At 37.6% G+C, this 16137-nt stretch carries 8 protein-coding genes and 1 pseudogene; 5 read left to right on the top strand and 4 right to left on the bottom strand.

Annotated features, from left to right (window positions below; all coding sequences use genetic code 11):
- The first annotated feature begins 186 nt into the window (after positions 1 to 186).
- The 3 genes and pseudogenes from FNZ60_RS05490 to FNZ60_RS10595 all read left to right on the top strand — a co-directional run.
- Complete coding sequence (locus tag FNZ60_RS05490) at positions 187 to 4890, top strand: NAD-glutamate dehydrogenase (RefSeq protein WP_142416664.1); 4704 nt, start codon at positions 187 to 189, stop codon at positions 4888 to 4890.
- A 496-nt stretch (positions 4891 to 5386) separates the two neighbouring features.
- Complete coding sequence (locus FNZ60_RS05485) at positions 5387 to 5599, top strand: hypothetical protein (protein ID WP_142416663.1); 213 nt, start codon at positions 5387 to 5389, stop codon at positions 5597 to 5599.
- Positions 5600 to 6220: 621 nt separating this feature from the next.
- Positions 6221 to 6715: pseudogene (locus FNZ60_RS10595) on the top strand (integrase); the annotation flags it as partial.
- Positions 6716 to 7427: 712 nt separating this feature from the next.
- Here the strand turns inward: FNZ60_RS10595 and FNZ60_RS05480 are convergent.
- The 4 genes from FNZ60_RS05480 to FNZ60_RS05465 all read right to left on the bottom strand — a co-directional run bounded on the left by FNZ60_RS05480 (position 7428) and on the right by FNZ60_RS05465 (position 13006).
- Positions 7428 to 8414: a DUF2125 domain-containing protein gene (locus tag FNZ60_RS05480; RefSeq protein WP_142416662.1), complete on the bottom strand. Its 987-nt coding sequence runs from the start codon at positions 8412 to 8414 to the stop codon at positions 7428 to 7430.
- Between the two features lie 944 nt (positions 8415 to 9358).
- Positions 9359 to 10105 carry a glutamine amidotransferase gene (locus FNZ60_RS05475; RefSeq protein ID WP_142416661.1) on the bottom strand — a complete coding sequence of 249 codons (747 nt, stop codon included), beginning with the start codon at positions 10103 to 10105 and terminating at the stop codon, positions 9359 to 9361.
- 142 nt (positions 10106 to 10247) lie between these two features.
- Positions 10248 to 11810, bottom strand: a complete 1563-nt coding sequence (locus FNZ60_RS05470) for a heme biosynthesis protein HemY (RefSeq protein WP_142416660.1) — start codon at positions 11808 to 11810, stop codon at positions 10248 to 10250.
- Positions 11811 to 11821: 11 nt separating this feature from the next.
- Positions 11822 to 13006, bottom strand: a complete 1185-nt coding sequence (locus FNZ60_RS05465; RefSeq protein WP_142416659.1) for a COG4223 family protein — start codon at positions 13004 to 13006, stop codon at positions 11822 to 11824.
- Positions 13007 to 13367: 361 nt separating this feature from the next.
- Between FNZ60_RS05465 and tsaD the strand changes: the two genes are divergently transcribed.
- Entirely contained in the window at positions 13368 to 14462 is a 1095-nt protein-coding gene (tsaD, locus tag FNZ60_RS05460) for a tRNA (adenosine(37)-N6)-threonylcarbamoyltransferase complex transferase subunit TsaD (protein WP_142416658.1), read from the top strand.
- Positions 14463 to 15402: 940 nt separating this feature from the next.
- Positions 15403 to 15831, top strand: coding sequence for an EVE domain-containing protein (locus tag FNZ60_RS05455; protein WP_142416657.1), 429 nt, complete (start codon positions 15403 to 15405; stop codon positions 15829 to 15831).
- The last annotated feature ends 306 nt before the right edge of the window (positions 15832 to 16137 follow it).

Genomic DNA, 16137 nt, shown 5'->3' with positions numbered 1-16137 from the left:
GCAAAATATTTCTTTAAAGTACAAACTATTACTAAAAAAGAGCAAAACAAAACGCATTCTTTCCACATAATCTGCATAAAGAGCTATTTTCTTTAGGAAGAAAGTGTTACAGTGCAAAAAAATATAATGGTCTGCTTTTTATAGAAGAGAAGAAAAGACCTCTAAGAGCAAAAAGGGAGAGCAAGTGTGTTACAACAAAAAACAACAGAAACAAAAAATACCCCAAATAAAATAGAACAAATCCTTTTTGCTCAAACCGATAAAGAAGATATTGCTTATTACGAAACACAAGAACTTCAAAAAGCCGCAGCTATTGCGGTAAAAGCTTTTAATCTCCATCAGACAGGAAAAAATACCATCTGCTTTGAGCAGAATTTGACCCGTAATCACAAACCTATAACTGTCATCACACTTGTCAATGACAACAAGCCCTTCCTTCTTGATTCTATTTTAAATATCTTCAATCAACATAAAAACCGTATTTATTTGATTGCTCATCCCATTCTTGATTGTGCTTCTGGAAAACGCATCAGTCTGATGCAAATTCACATCGAGTCATTAGATAAACAGCAGATACAAAAACTCGAAAACGAGCTCACCCTCGTTCTTGAACAAGTTAATGCTGCTGTACAAGACTGGAACCCCATGCTTGAAGAAGTTGAAAAGCATATCCATGCCTATCAAACAAACCTTCCCCCACACTACAAAGGAGAAGGCGAAAAGGCTATTGAATTTCTTCACTGGCTCATGGACGATAATTTCATCTTCCTTGGTATGCGCACTTACAACTTCATTAAAAATCAAAAGCCCCTAAAATCCTTTACAGCCAGTAACATTGAACTTGGTATACTCACGGATGCTTCTATTCATATTGTTGACGATGAAAGTATGAGAGAGCCTCCTCAAGAAGTTTTATCCTTTATGGAAAGCGATAATCTGTTTATCGTGACAAAAGCTAACAGCCGCTCTAAAATTCACCGTTCCGTTTGGCTGGACTATATAGGTCTTAAAATCTTTGATAAAGAAGACCAACTGTGTGGAGAATTACGCATTGTAGGGCTTTTTACCTCCTCAGCTTATACACGCTCTATTTTGCAAATTCCTTTCTTAAAAGAAAAAGCCCAAACCATCATTCAACGTCTTGGACATAATCATGCCGATTATTCCGGAAAAGCACTCATCAGTGTTTTAGAAACCTATCCAAGAGATGAAATGTTTCGCTCTGATGTTGATACACTAACAGAAAATATTAAACTTATTCTGCAATTAGATGAGCGCCCCCGTTTACGCGTTCTTGCCCACACTGATTCTTTTGGGCGCTTTGTTTCTCTCCTTGTCTATGTCCCGCGTGATCAATACAGCAGTAGCTTGCGTGAAAAAGTTGGTGAATATTTTGTTGAGCTCTATAAAGGCGACTTTTTTGAATCTTATCCGCTATTTTTGGAAAGTACCCTTATCCGTGTCTATTATATTATCCATCGCAAAGGAAGTGAAACTGTTCCACTTCACGAGCGCGCTACACTTGAACAACATGTCCGTTCGATTGCACGAAGTTGGGAAGATAGTGTTCAAACCATTGCTCTTACCCAAAAAACAACAGAACCACAAACCCGTCTGGCCAGTGAATTTCCCAACAGCTATCGTGATTTATTTTCAGCGCAAGATGCCATTAAAGATGCCGGACATATTCTAAGCCTTCATGATGAAAAGCCCCTTTTCGTAACCTTTTATCATGCACAAAACAAAGAAAAACAAAACATTTCTCTTCGGCTTTTTCATCGCCATCAAGCACTTGCTCTTTCCAAACGTGTACCACTGCTTGAAAATATGGGGTTTCGCGTTATTGCAGAACAAACCCTTGAATTACCCGATGGCAACGGACAATCTGTGTATCTTCATGATATGCAATTAGAAAGTTCTTTCCAACTCTGTATTGATTTTGAAAAAGACGGTCAAAAACTTGCCGAAACTTTTGAAGCTATTTGGGCACACAATGCTGATAATGACGCCTTTAATGCCCTTACTCAAACAGCTGAACTTAACTGGCATGAAATTGTTATTTTACGCCATTACGGGCGTTATCTCCAACAAGCTGGAATTCCTTATTCGCAAGACCGTGTCGCCCAAACTTTAAATACTTATCCTGACATTACCCAAGATCTTTATGCTTTATTTCATTTAAAATTTCATCCAAGCCATACCGAAAAAGAACGGGAAAAAAACCGACAGGTTATTCAAAAACGCATTGAAGAAAAATTACGGAAAGTTTCTGGTTTAGATGATGATCTTATTTTACGCCGTTATTGTAACCTTATCGATGCAAGTTTACGAACGAATGCCTTTACACCTCTTGGCGATGGAAGTCCTCGGCGCATTTTAGCCACCAAATTAAATCCGCGCCAAATTGAAGGTTTGCCAGAACCACGCCCTTATCGAGAAATTCTTGTTTATGGACCGGAAGTTGAAGGGGTTCATTTGCGTTTTGGACCTATCGCTCGTGGTGGAATTCGTTGGTCTGACCGCGCATTAGATTATCGCACCGAAGTTCTTAGCTTAGTCAAAGCCCAACAAGTTAAAAATGCCGTTATCGTTCCTGCAGGTGCAAAAGGTGGTTTCTATCCCCATCGCCTTCCTCAAACAAGTGACCGTGCTATCATCATAGAAGCGGCACGACAAGCTTATACAGAATTTATCACGGCTTTGCTCTCCATCACAGACAATCTGGTTAATGGTAAAATAAGTACACCCCATGATGTCATCTGTCATGATGACCCAGACCCCTATTTTGTTGTCGCAGCAGACAAAGGGACAGCAACCTTTTCTGATACAGCCAACGCCATCAGCCAAGAAAATCACTTTTGGCTCGATGATGCTTTTGCCTCTGGAGGCTCAGCAGGTTATGATCACAAAGGCATTGGTATTACAGCTAAAGGTGCATGGGAAGCCGTCAAAAGACATTTTCGAGAAGCATTTGACCATGATATTCAAACAACCCCCTTCACCTGTGTCGGTGTTGGCGACATGTCTGGTGATGTTTTTGGCAATGGAATGCTCCTTTCCAAACAAACAAAATTGATTGCCGCCTTTGATCACCGCGATATCTTTATTGATCCAGATCCAAATATAGAAGAAAGCTACGCAGAGCGTATGCGTCTTTTTAAACTTCCTCGCTCAAGCTGGCAAGATTACAACAAAAGTAAATTATCAAAAGGCGGTGGCATTTTCTCACGCAAAGAGAAAACAATTACTCTTTCACCTGAAGCAGCACAAGCCATTGGTTTCGAAAAACAAACCGGAACACCCTTTGAAATTATCTCTGCACTTCTCAAAGCCCCTGTTGATCTTTTATGGTTTGGTGGCATTGGTACTTATATCCGCGCAGCAACAGAAAGTGATGCCCAAGTAGGTGATCGTGCAAATGACGCAATACGTATTACCGGAGAACAAGTGCGTGCAAAAATCATTGGCGAAGGAGCTAATCTTGGTGTTACACAACGTGGACGGATTGAATATGTCTCAAGTGGTGGTCGCTGCAATACGGATGCCATTGACAATTCCGCCGGTGTGAATTGTTCTGATATTGAAGTCAATCTCAAAATTGTTCTTGCATCAGCACTGCGTGCTAAAACACTCACCCGCGAAGAACGCAATAAACTCTTGAAAAAAATGACGCCTCAAGTCGAACAACTTGTCTTACGCAACAATTATCTACAACCCCTTGCTCTTTCTTTAGCAGAAAACCAAAGTACTGCTGATTTACCCTATCAAATACGCTTTATGCACGATTTAGAACAAAAAAAGCTTCTCGATCGCAGAGTTGAAATGCTCCCTAATGAGCAAGTTTTACGACAAAGAACAACCCAAGGCAAAGGTCTTCTTCGTCCAGAACTTGCCGTTATTTTTGCCTATGCTAAATTAACGCTCAAAGAAGAAATTGCCAATAGCCCCATTGTTGATGATCCCTATTTCAACACCGCCTTGCTGAACTATTTTCCAACCCAAATTCAAGAAAATTTTGAGAAGGAAGTCATTAACCATCAATTGCGTCGTAATATTATTGCAACGCTGATTGCCAACGATATTGTTAATCGTGGAGGTGCTACTTTTGTTAATCGATTACACGATGCAACAGAACAAAAGGTTGAAAATATTATTCGCGTTTTCATTGCCATCCGCGATGGTTTTGAAATTTCTGGGTTGTCTGACCAAATTGATAAGCTTGACAATAAAATACCCGGTCTTGTACAAAACAAACTCTACGCAGCAATGACTCCAATGCTCTTTGAAACAACCAATTGGGGTTTGCACAACATGGATCTCTCACGTCCATTAGAAGAAATTGTAAAAACAATAAAGCAAGCCCGTAGCGTGATTGAAAAAGAGCTTATGCATTCTCACAACAACGATATTAAGCAAAAGATTGAAGAAAAAATACGACACTATAGTGAAGAAGGAGCCCCCAAAACATTAGCAAAGCAATTAGCTCTCTTGGAAGCTTCTCCAACAATCTGTGATATTTCTTTAATTGCAAAAAAAAGCAACAGTGATCTTATTAAAACCGCAGAGATCTATTTTTCACTTGCGCAAATCATTCGTATAAACCGCATTAACGAAGCAAGCCGTATCATTCCTGTGGTAGATTATTATGACAGTATGGCTTTAAGCCAAGCTAAAAAAAGTATTTCCGAAAGCTTGCGGCAAATCGTCATTAAAATTCTCAAAACTTATGGAAAAAAAGAGAATCCTTTTGCCACTTGGAAAAAAACAGAAGAAGATCATATTCATAATGTCACGAACCGTATTAGTGCTCTTATTGAAAATGATCTCAATATTTCTCGTTTTACTTTTGCAGCAGGATTAATTTCTCAGCTTCAAAATACTGGCTTTTAAACTTAAAATACGGATAAAATACCCCAGTAAAAACTCCCGTTCTATCCCACCAGAGAAAACCAGCAAAGATAGAACGGAAGTTTTCACTTTTAGATAGAGCCCCCATAATAAAAATCCTATGACTTATCACAATAGAATTGTTTGCAATAATTTCAAAGCAATGGCAGAATTGATTTCTCAACATAAAAATATCAACTCTCAGACTCAAAAGCAGAGCAAAATAGCTAAGCTTTTATCCCTGTTCTATCCATCCATGACCAATATCAAAATTTGACCGTAGACTTTATACCAAATAGAATTAGGCATAAATACATCATAATTTATTGTTTTTATGGACTATTTTACCATTAATACGCATTTTGTAAAAATGGATTTTGATATCTGAAAATATAAAAAATGACAAAAATCAAAATTTGGTAGCAAAAAAGAGGTGATGAGCTTTGAAAGTTCTAAAAAACTTTGAGAGCCTCTTAAAAATCATTTAAAAATAAAATGAATGGCTACAAAACTCAAGTCAAAATATACAAAATATGCTGGCAAACTACCATCAACAAAGGAAAAATGGGCAACAAAGAAAGAACGAGCAACAAGGGAAGAATGCAACTCTATCCCGCATTGTAAAAAAAATACCAAAAATAAAAAAATAACATTTGATATGGGCTTAGCGGTAAATAAGCACTGCAAAGTGTCAGGAATTTCTAAAGATTGAATCAAAAACATGTTTAAATGTTTCTGTCAAATATCCTTCATCATAAAAAGAAAAAGATTCACGTACACGCAGCCCACCACCTGTATGAACAATCACCTTACCATACTTTAAAATTCTGCTTTTTCTATAAAAACACCGTTGCTATCTTTCTCTTAAGCCTAAAATAATGCAAGATGAGCAAGATTTCACAACCCCAATTTTATCGACTCATCATTAATCAACAAGGGAAGAACAAGAACGCCATCTAGCATTTTTAAACAGAGCATCAAAAAGAAAAAGTAATACTTGAAAATTCTTGTCTTGGCAGGAAATAATTACCGTACCATGTCAAGAATCTCTATAATTTAAACAAAAAAATTCAAATTTTGCTATCAAATACCCCTCATTATAAAAATATAATACCTTGATTTACAATTGTCATTTTATAATTTTGCATATTATAAAGAAAAGATAATCCTTAAGATTCTCTCATTTCAAATCTGTGTATGTTGAATCAACCAAAATCACTTGCTTGCACGTCACAAGCGGGGCTGATGTATGGGTAAAAACTGTATAATAAAAATGGTTTTTCATGAACCATCTTAATGTCTGTCGCAACACTCAAAGGCTGGAAAATAATGTGATGATACCGACTTGCTTTTTCACAAACGTAAAGATGACGGTGCTCAATGGGTTTTATATTATTCCCAGGGGGCTTTATTGTTATATCACATTCACGGGCGCCGCCGTGAAATGGACTTAGATGTGCTTTGAGAGATTTCTTTTAAGCAAGCCCGTAAATGTGCAAACCAATGGCGCTCTGACGAAGGTCGAGACCCCATTAAAGAACGTGATAAACACAAGCATGAGGCAATCAAAAAATTCCATTATTTTAAAAGATATTGCTCTAGATGCTTTTGAAATCTGTGAAGCTGAATTAAAAATGATGGTAAGGATGGGAACAAGTTTATTTCCTTAAAACTTCACGTTTTCCCTAAGTTAGCTTGTCTGTTTGTTGTAGAAATTAAACAGACAGAGATACGTAATACCTCCGCTCCAATTGAGTATATAAAAGCTGATATAGTTCGTAGAGCCCTAAAGCATCTTACTTTAAGTAATAAAGATTGCTTATTACTTTACGCTTGTGTTTATCACGTTCTTTAAGAGAGTCACGACTTTCATATAAAACAAAGCACTCCAAACAAAATACACTGCATTGAATACTCACGGGCTTGTTTTAAAGAAATATCTCAAAGCACCCAAATCCATTTTGGGTCAGCATCCATATTTGCGTCAACGCCTATGAATGATATAATGATAAATCCATTGAGCATTACCATCTTTTATACTTATGAAGGCATAAGCCAGCACCACCGTATTGCCAGCCTTTGAGTGTTGCGACAGACATTAAGATGGTTTATGAAAAACCTTTTTATTATACAGCTTTTACCCACACACCAACCCTGCTTGTGACATGCAAGCAAGTGATTTTGATGAATTCAAGATAGAGAGATTTGAAATGAGAGAATCTTACGATATTCGGAGTTCTAACTCAAGTTGAATAACGCTAAATTATCATTATAAATCAATATTTTGTATGTTTCAGAAAAGTATTTTAAGCATTGAGACTCTTCATGAAAAGGCATTTTTAACCCTTTCTAGATAAGCAGTCCATATGGCTTTCCCATTTGTGACATGCAAAGGGATAATTTTGTTTCATTCAATGAAACAGCATTGCAATGAGAAAACCTTACGGCATTCAAGGCTATCATTCAACATGCAAAGCAGTGAACACCTTTTATAAAGCAATACCTTGCCATATGATGCTGTTGCCAATTTCTTCTCAAACCTAAAGTGGAGGAAGACGACCAATATCTAAAAATCCCAGTTTTACCCAGCCTTGACGAATAGTCAAAGAAAGAATAGGAGCACCATCTGCATTTTTAGGCAGTGCACTCAAAATAAAAAGTAACCCTTTTAAATTATCAGATTCTTCAGGAAACAAGTGTTGTAAAGTCTCAAGAAACTTCATGTGCTGTATACAGACAAGTTCAAATGTTGCTGTCAAATATCCTTCATCATCAAAAGAAAAAGGCCCACTGATATGCAACCCACCACCTGTCTGAAAAGCTAATTCACCATGCTTTAAAATGCCACTTTTCCCATACAGACGCTGTTTCCAATTTTTTCCTTCATTTTCAGACAAAAGAAAAACATCATTTAAAGCCCATTTCAAATTGCCATCAATTTTCGGGACATCAACAAAAGAAGATGTAAAAACCGGAGAAACATCAAAACCATCAAAAATTATATTTCCTGAGAAATGATTCTTTTCATGTTTAAGATCAAGACGCAAAAATTCTGTCGTTATTTTTTGAGAGGTATCTTTTGGCTCTGATGACTGATCAACAACATTAGGAGTATTTTGCAAAGATGCCTGATCTTCACCATTTTCTTGTGTCGTCTTTTTGTCTGCCGTTTGTGATCCCAATGCTTCTTGAAGTTTTTGATCCTTAAGAGAAGAGGAAAGAGGAGAAAACTCAAGCCCTTCCGCTATCAACTTCAATGTCTGACCTGTTTTCCAATAAGGTTCTGTTTCAATCACCAACTTACGCCAACGGGATACTATGGAAGTTTCCCCAGAAAAAACAATTGACGCAGGAGAATCAACATTAAACTCGACCAAATAGGGCGCATAAATTGGCGCACCAGCTGTCAAACGCCCCGTCGATAAAGAAACTCCATATAAAGGCCAAGAAAATTGAAACTTGTCACAAATAACACCAATCCGTAATGGATAACCATTCTTACGCACATTCTCACATACCGCCGCCATCTTACCAGAAGATGCTTTTGCGGATATATCAGAAACATAATTTTCTATTTTACGTGAAAAAAAAACCAGAAAGCACTATAAATGAGGATCAGAGCAAAACAAAACAGCCCATAAAATAAATAGCGTAAAGAAAAACTTTTTTGTGATAATGGTATTTGAGAGGACGTAGACAACTTTAAAACTTTCTTTATCTTTTGATTTTCACCCCACCCTAAAAAGGATAAAGATTCTTGGATATCCACCAATCTATAAAAAATCCAGCTTCTTAATCTAGCTGACTTTATCTGTTAGCCACTTCGTGAAGCTCACAGTCTCACCACCCTATAGTACAGCACCCCATAAGATCAAGAAGCAATATCTTCTTAAGAAAAAGCTTCACACCTTCTAACAAAAAATACCTTATATGTAAAGCTCTACATGAGTTGTCTATCTTTAGCCTTAAACGACACTATTTTACAGTACAGTAAGAATGATAATGACAAGATATTGATTTATAATAATAATTCATTGTTTTACATATTGAATGAGAGTCTCTTAGTATCATACGATTCTCTCATTTCAAACCTATTTCATGTTGAATCAATCAAAACCATTTTCTTGTACATCAAAGTGGAGTTGTCCTATGGGTAAAAACTGTACAAGAAAGCACAAAAATGCCTTTTCATGAATCATTGAGAAGTGCCAATGTCTTGTTGTAACATTGGGAGAGAACCAAAGTATATGATGGTGCCGGCTTATTCCTTCACAAATGTAAAAGATGGCGGTGCTCTATAAACCTTATATTATTTCCATGAGGGTTTATTGTTATACTATTTCATAGTCGGCGCCATAAAATGTGCTTGGGGTACTTTTAAAGATGTCTCTTTAAAATAAACCTATAACGATGCAATCAAATGACATTCTGTTTTACATGAAGCTCGTGATCTCATTAAGTAAATACACCCTCACACAAGTGCGGTTGGAGTACAAAAGATCTGTTGTAATGCACCTTCAAACCATTGGCTTAAAGCGCGATCATAGATTAAACGCCCTTTTAAATGTGCACTGGCAGGTTGAGCCCCTTTTTCAGTCAATTTATGTGCCGAACGCACGACCAAACGTCGCATCATAGCGCGCGTAAATTCAGCATGAAATTGCAAACCCCATGCATTATCTCCATAACGGAAAGCTTGCGTAGGATATGTATGCCCTGTTGCCAAAAGTAGTGCCTCTTTCGGTAAATCATAAATACCTTCATCATGAAAATGATAGACCATTTCTGGCCAATTCATCAATTCTTTTCCTTGTGGCGTTGCCTCTAGTGGATACCAGCCTACTTCAACAGTTCCATCACTTCTTGTACCAACACGAGCTCCTAAATGTCGCGCTAACATCTGTGCCCCAAGACAAATCCCCAAAAAAGGCTTATTCTCTTTTAACGACAACGAAATCCAATCAATTTCCTCACCAATATAGGCTTCACTGTCATTCACACTCATCTGCCCCCCTAAAATAACAACACCAGCATAATGCTCTAATGTATCAGGGAGTTTTTGTCCAAAAATAGGACGATAAACATCAAGAACAAAACCATTTTTTTGTAAAATTTTTCCCAAACGACCAGTATAAGTAGACCGCCGATGAATAACAACAGCAATCCTTGGTTGACTATTTTTTTGCTTTTTACCAAGACATCTCTGATTTAAAAACATTTTTAACCAATCACCTCTGCAACCAAGCAAAATTTCATTTTTTAAACATAAGAGAACAATTGTATTAAAAAAAATTCACGATATTTTTTCTACATCCATTGTTTCTTATAAGAAAATACTCAAATTACCCTATCGGTACAATTTAAAATAAACGAAATTTTTTCCTCGATAAAGATATTCCTTCTTCTTCTATTTTAACCCCTGGATCATCAACATTTAAATGAGTTTGGTTAGCCGTTTTGATATCTTGTTCTTTTATATCTTGTTTTTCCACCTGCGTATTATGCAAAAGAGGATCGTCTACAAAAGATAATTTTTCAAACTTCTTATCTTCAACACCCTCACTTTTTTCCACAACGTCCTCTTTATCTTGGCTGTTCGGAACAATATTGGCCGCCTCTAATGTAAAAGAAGGGACACGGGGAGGCGCCTTCCATTCAAAATAGCCCAAACGACCACTGATTGGAGAAACAGCTGCCCAAGAAGAAAAAATAGCCCCCTCACACATCCATACAGGATCACGTTCAGCACGAAGTGCTAAAGAAAGCCATTGACGCACAGCACCTTGATTGTTTCCCTGTGCCTCTTCAATATCTGCCAATAATAAATAAACACTTTCCCGTGGATGATACTGCAATGCTTTTTGTGCTTGTTCTCTTGCTAATGTCGTTTCACCAGCATCCAAAGCCGCTTTGGCAATGAGGAAAGCCGACTCAAATACATCTTTATTATAAGAAGCAAGTGTCTTAGCCCTTTTTAATCTTCCAATGGCTCCTTCTTCTCTTTCAAGATAAAGCATCCCCAAATCAGGATGCGGCTCCTTTTGCCAAGCCGCTATAATCATTTTATCTGCTTTACGGGTTTCATTTAACTTATAAAGAATATCAGCGGCTATAATTGTTATTGGAACAAAATCAGGCGCCAATTTATGAGCTTTCAAAATGGCTTCACGTGCTCGTGCAGGGTGTGTATCAAACAGATGAAGTGCTTGCCCACTGAGCAGTAAAACCTGCACATGCTGCCGCTCTGGTGTCAAACGAATAGGACGCGGGAGAGCTTTTTGCGCTTTTTCAAAAACAGTCAGTGCCCTATCCCATTTACCTTCAGCACCCAACCGATCCAGTACCGCCTGATGCGCCCATAAAAGTGCTGGCGATAAAGTCAGCGCCTCTTCGGCATATTGTTGCGCTGCTTCATAAGCTTTACTCTTCATCGCTTCACGAAACAAACCGTAAAGACCAACCAATTTTGTCGGATCTTCTTTTCTCATCTCTTCATAAAGATTGATGGCACAAACAGAGTTATTTTGTAAAGATAATGTTTGTGCTTTTAAAAGCTTTACCAACGGCTCTTGTTTTCCTGCAAGATATTTAGCAACCCGTGCTTCCATTTTTTGCGCAACCATACCATCACCAGAAAAAGCTGCAAGAATCCCCTTTGAGAGAGCTTCATAACCGCGTTTTTTATGACGTTTATAAAAATATTTGGAAAGCGCACTCGGTATGGAAAAAAAGAAAGACAATAACCACCATAAAAGCACCAACGTAACAAAAAGCAAAATAAGCACACTTACCACTGTAAGCAATGAAGCAGAAAATCTGAAGTGTAAAAATGTAAGGACAAAAACACCATTGTGATTAGCAACCCACCCAAAAGCTAACCCAAGGATACAAACAACAAAAATATAAATAAAAACACGTATCATCTGGAGCCTATTTACATCTTTGTTGCCTTAAAAGACCCTTGTTGCACAGACAACAGCAATTGCTGCAGCAACTGTTGAACAGCAATATGCCTTTCAAGCTGCTGAACAAAATCCTTTGAAACATCTTTTGCACTTTGAGGTAATGATTGCCATTCGCTCAAAGCCTTTTCGTAATCACCCGCTTGGATAGCTACTTCCATACGCGCTGCAATCGCCCCAAGCGTCATCCCTTCAACATTTCCAATCGGTCGCGAAACAATAAGCCCTTTTCCCCACGCTAAAATTCGATCAAAAAAACCAGCATCTAACGCAACAATATTTTGCGTACCAACAATTGCATCGGCAACACGCGCAAAATCAGCTGAAAGTTGTGCTGCACTTGGAAGACCGATAGTCGCTGTCTTTTGCAACACATCAAGTCCATCAATCGAAGGCGATAATTGCTCTAACAGCTTTAATTCATTGTTATAAGATCCACCTCGCTCTACAGCATTTTTTAATGAACTAATTGCTGTAAAAAGTGCCGTATTTATTTCTTTTTTCTCACTATTTTTAACAGCAATTTCTTGCCGTAGTGCTTCTAACTGCTCTTTTAACAAAGCAAGATCATTTGCATTATTCTGACCAACAGACAAAACCGTTTCTATCCCTTTTGACTCCCCAACAAAAGTTTGTACAACCTCTTCAAGAGCTTTTACTTTTGCCTCTAAAATCACAACAGCTTTTTTATTTTCCTCTTGCGATAGTGTATCATTTTCCATTGTTTTAAACTGCCTTGAGGAAAAAGAAGAAAACGCTGTTTTCAAGGTATTGATTTCTTGAAGCATCTGCTCTAATTGTTCTCTTGTTTCCTCGCTCTTACTTTTTGCAGCTTCAGCAATCTGCAAAACTTTTTTCCCTCCAACAGAATTTTCCACAAAAGAAGAAGGAAATAAACCCGCCCATTGAAGCCCCACAAAAATTCCCAAAGCAATGAGGCCCCCTAAAATCCCTGAAAGGAGCGATAAATGCCAAGCTGTACTAGAAGTACTTTTATCCTGACCTTGCATGTTCTGTTCTTCTATTATATGAGATTCTACAGAGTTTTGTATCTTTTCCTCTTTATCATGGGAAACAGCTTCATGTTCAATAACGGGCTTTTTACGGCGCGTACCTGCATAATGTGATTTAACTTTTGGTTTTGAAGAATCGACCATCTTTGTTACTTTTTGTGCACACTTTTTTTAATGATAAAATAATAAAATGAAAAAAGCTTTAAAAATGAAGCTTTTCTCAAATATCTTCGTTTGCTTTACATGTTTTTTATAGAGAATATAACTTTATAGAAATTTTCCACCCCGCATATTCTCTCAAGAATATTTACAACGATAAACTTTAATAGACAAGTTTTTAAAAGTACATCTGTATTTTTTAATCAACAATACCATAAAATTAAAAGAAAGTACCAAAATGCATTCTCTTATAGATAAAATCAATTCTTAAGAGAAATAGTTTGCATCTTTTTCTGTTCATGGTACGCACGCAGACAAAGAAGCTTCAATATAGGATTTGCTTAAAATGCGTCTGTTAGGAATAGAAACAAGTTGTGATGAAACTTCCGCTGCTGTCATTGAATATAACAATAAATCAAACAGCCGAATTCTTTCCAATATTGTTTGGAGTCAAATTGATCATCATGCGCCTTACGGCGGTGTTGTTCCTGAAATTGCCGCTCGTGCCCATGTTGAAATTCTGGATCAGTTAATTCTGCAAGCACTCACACAAGCAAATACAAAATTAAAAGACATTGATGGCATCGCAGCCACCAGTGGACCTGGTTTAATAGGGGGGCTATTGGTAGGCGTTATGAGCGCAAAAGCACTCTCTCTTGCTACAGGAAAACCATTTATTGCCGTAAATCACCTAGAGGGACATGCTTTAACAGCTGTGTTGACGCACAATGTCAAATTTCCTTATTTATTACTTTTGGTTTCAGGGGGGCATACACAAACAATCCTTGTACATGGAATAGGCAACTACCAACGTTTAGGAAGCACCATTGATGATGCATTAGGAGAAGCTTTTGATAAAACTGCAAAACTTTTAGGACTTCCTTATCCTGGTGGACCAGCACTTGAAAAAGCAGCTTTATTGGGCAATAAAAATCGTATCGCTCTTCCACGACCTTTAAAAGGTGAAAAACGCTTAGATTTTTCTTTTTCAGGCCTCAAAACGGCTGTTCGACAAGCCGCAACAGCCATAGCTCCCCTTACTGAAAATGATATTGCTGACATTGCAGCAAGTTTCCAAGCCGCCGTAACCGATACAGTGCGTGATCGTGTTCATTTGGCTCTACAACACTTTACCAACCAGTATCCTCTCTCTCATGATAAAGGAAAGCGCCCTCCTGCTTTAGTTGTCGCAGGTGGTGTTGCTGCAAACCAAGCCATTCGCTCTACATTGCAAGAACTTGCCCATCAACATGGTTTTGAATTTATAGCGCCTCCTCTTTCCTTGTGTACGGATAATGCGGCAATGATTGCTTTTGCCGGTGCACAAAAGCTCGCGCGTGGAGAAACAAGCTCTCTTGATATTGCTCCTCGCTCACGCTGGCCATTAGATGAAAAAGCCTCTCCCTTAATCGGAACAGGACGCCGTGGAACAAAAGCGTAAAAATTGACTTTCTCTCCACTGCTCAAAGAACAAAGATTTACACTTAAATCCGGTTGGTAAACAATCCAAATGTAGTTATTGAATTAATTTCCCCCTTACAAACGATTCTACCTGCTTCTCATGTCAGAGGATTCACTTAATCTAAAGCTTGATACGCAAATCTAAATATTCACTAGGTATTCTAAAAACACTTCATTTTTCAAGAAAACTGCAAACCAGCACCATTATATACTTTGCCGCCTCTCAATGTTGCAACAACCCTTGGATCATTGAAATCGTTCATTATAAGCACTTTGAATCCTTGTCTTGTACAAATTTTGTCCACATACCAACCCTGCTTGTGATGTGAAAACCAGCAATTTTCATTGATTCAAAATATAAGAGGATTTGTGCTAAAAGAATCCTTTGCGCTAAAAAGATCCCACGATTTTCAACTCTCTAATTCAATTATCATGATAAACAACGCATTAATATATTGATACCATCAAACCTCAAATGACAGTATTGGCATCATAAGATCTACTCTCTCCCACGAAACATAGATATGAAACCATCTTTTGACATGTCCATCTTTGATCATCTATTTATTTCACAGACCATTATCGTCACTTTTCAAAACCAATTTTCTTGCTAAATTTTTTCTAACGTAATGCGCCTCTAATGATTGCTTTTCGAATTATAGCCCGAAAAATGATTAAGCTTCCACATGAGTGAACACTTTATAATCTATTTTTGATATATTTTTCCGCTAAACGATAAAAAGTATCTTTATCTCCATTATCAATGATAACATATTCTTTTATTACAAATTATTTTGAAACAAAAAACAGATAGTGCCCGTTCTTTACCGCATTTTAAAAATCATCATTGATGATGTTATAAAGGTGCTTATAAAAATGCGCATGATGAATGCATAACAATCTATGAAAAAGGTGAACGCATGGCTTATTGGCTTTTTAAATCTGAACCCCATAAATGGTCATGGGAGATGCAAAAGAAAAAAGGAGCTGATGGTGAACAATGGGATGGTGTCCGCAATTATCAAGCCCGTAATAATATGCGTACCATGAAATATGGCGATAAAGGTTTTTTTTATCACTCAAATAAAGGCTTAGAAATTGTAGGCATTGTAGAAATATGTGCTGAAGCACACCCTGATTCTACAACCTCTGATCCACGCTGGGAATGTGTGGATATCCGCGCACTTTGTGACATGCCAACACCTGTTTCATTAAAACAAATTAAAGCCAATCCCAAACTAGCCAATATGGTGTTGGTTAATGCCAGCCGCTTATCAGTACAACCTGTGACAGAAGATGAATGGAAAGAAGTGTGTTTGATGGGCAACCTTAAAAAGGAAATACTTTGATTTTAAAACAATAGTTTTTATTCATTAACTCATATCAAACAGTGCTTCATCGTGCAAAAGGACAAGAGCAGCACATCCCCTTACGGGGTCTCATGCTCATATACGCGTCCTTGTTATTTTTTACTCTGCACCCTTTCTCAATATAGCCTCCCCAAATTGCACAAACATTCTCTTTATGGTGCATCTTCTTTAGCATAGCTCAAGGTAAGGCTTCTTCAACAATTATAATGGACAACACCACGAGCACAATACCAACCACTTCACATACAAATGCAACGAAAAAAACAATAAAGATAACAATGAAAT

The sequence above is a fragment of the Bartonella massiliensis genome (assembly GCF_902150025.1).
Lineage (GTDB): Bacteria > Pseudomonadota > Alphaproteobacteria > Rhizobiales > Rhizobiaceae > Bartonella > Bartonella massiliensis.
Note: the sequence above shows the minus strand (reverse complement) of the source record. Positions and strands in the feature narration are given on the sequence as shown.

Bases quoted from the DNA above. Each gene is read 5' to 3' on its own strand.
- FNZ60_RS05470 (WP_142416660.1), bottom strand. From the start codon at position 11,810: ATGATACGTGTTTTTATTTATATTTTTGTTGTTTGTATCCTTGGGTTA.
- FNZ60_RS05480 (WP_142416662.1), bottom strand. From the start codon at position 8,414: ATGGCGGCGGTATGTGAGAATGTGCGTAAGAATGGTTATCCATTACGG.
- FNZ60_RS05465 (WP_142416659.1), bottom strand. From the start codon at position 13,006: ATGGTCGATTCTTCAAAACCAAAAGTTAAATCACATTATGCAGGTACG.
- FNZ60_RS05455 (WP_142416657.1), top strand. From the start codon at position 15,403: ATGGCTTATTGGCTTTTTAAATCTGAACCCCATAAATGGTCATGGGAG.
- FNZ60_RS05485 (WP_142416663.1), top strand. From the start codon at position 5,387: ATGGCTACAAAACTCAAGTCAAAATATACAAAATATGCTGGCAAACTA.
- tsaD (WP_142416658.1), top strand. From the start codon at position 13,368: ATGCGTCTGTTAGGAATAGAAACAAGTTGTGATGAAACTTCCGCTGCT.
- FNZ60_RS05475 (WP_142416661.1), bottom strand. From the start codon at position 10,105: ATGTTTTTAAATCAGAGATGTCTTGGTAAAAAGCAAAAAAATAGTCAA.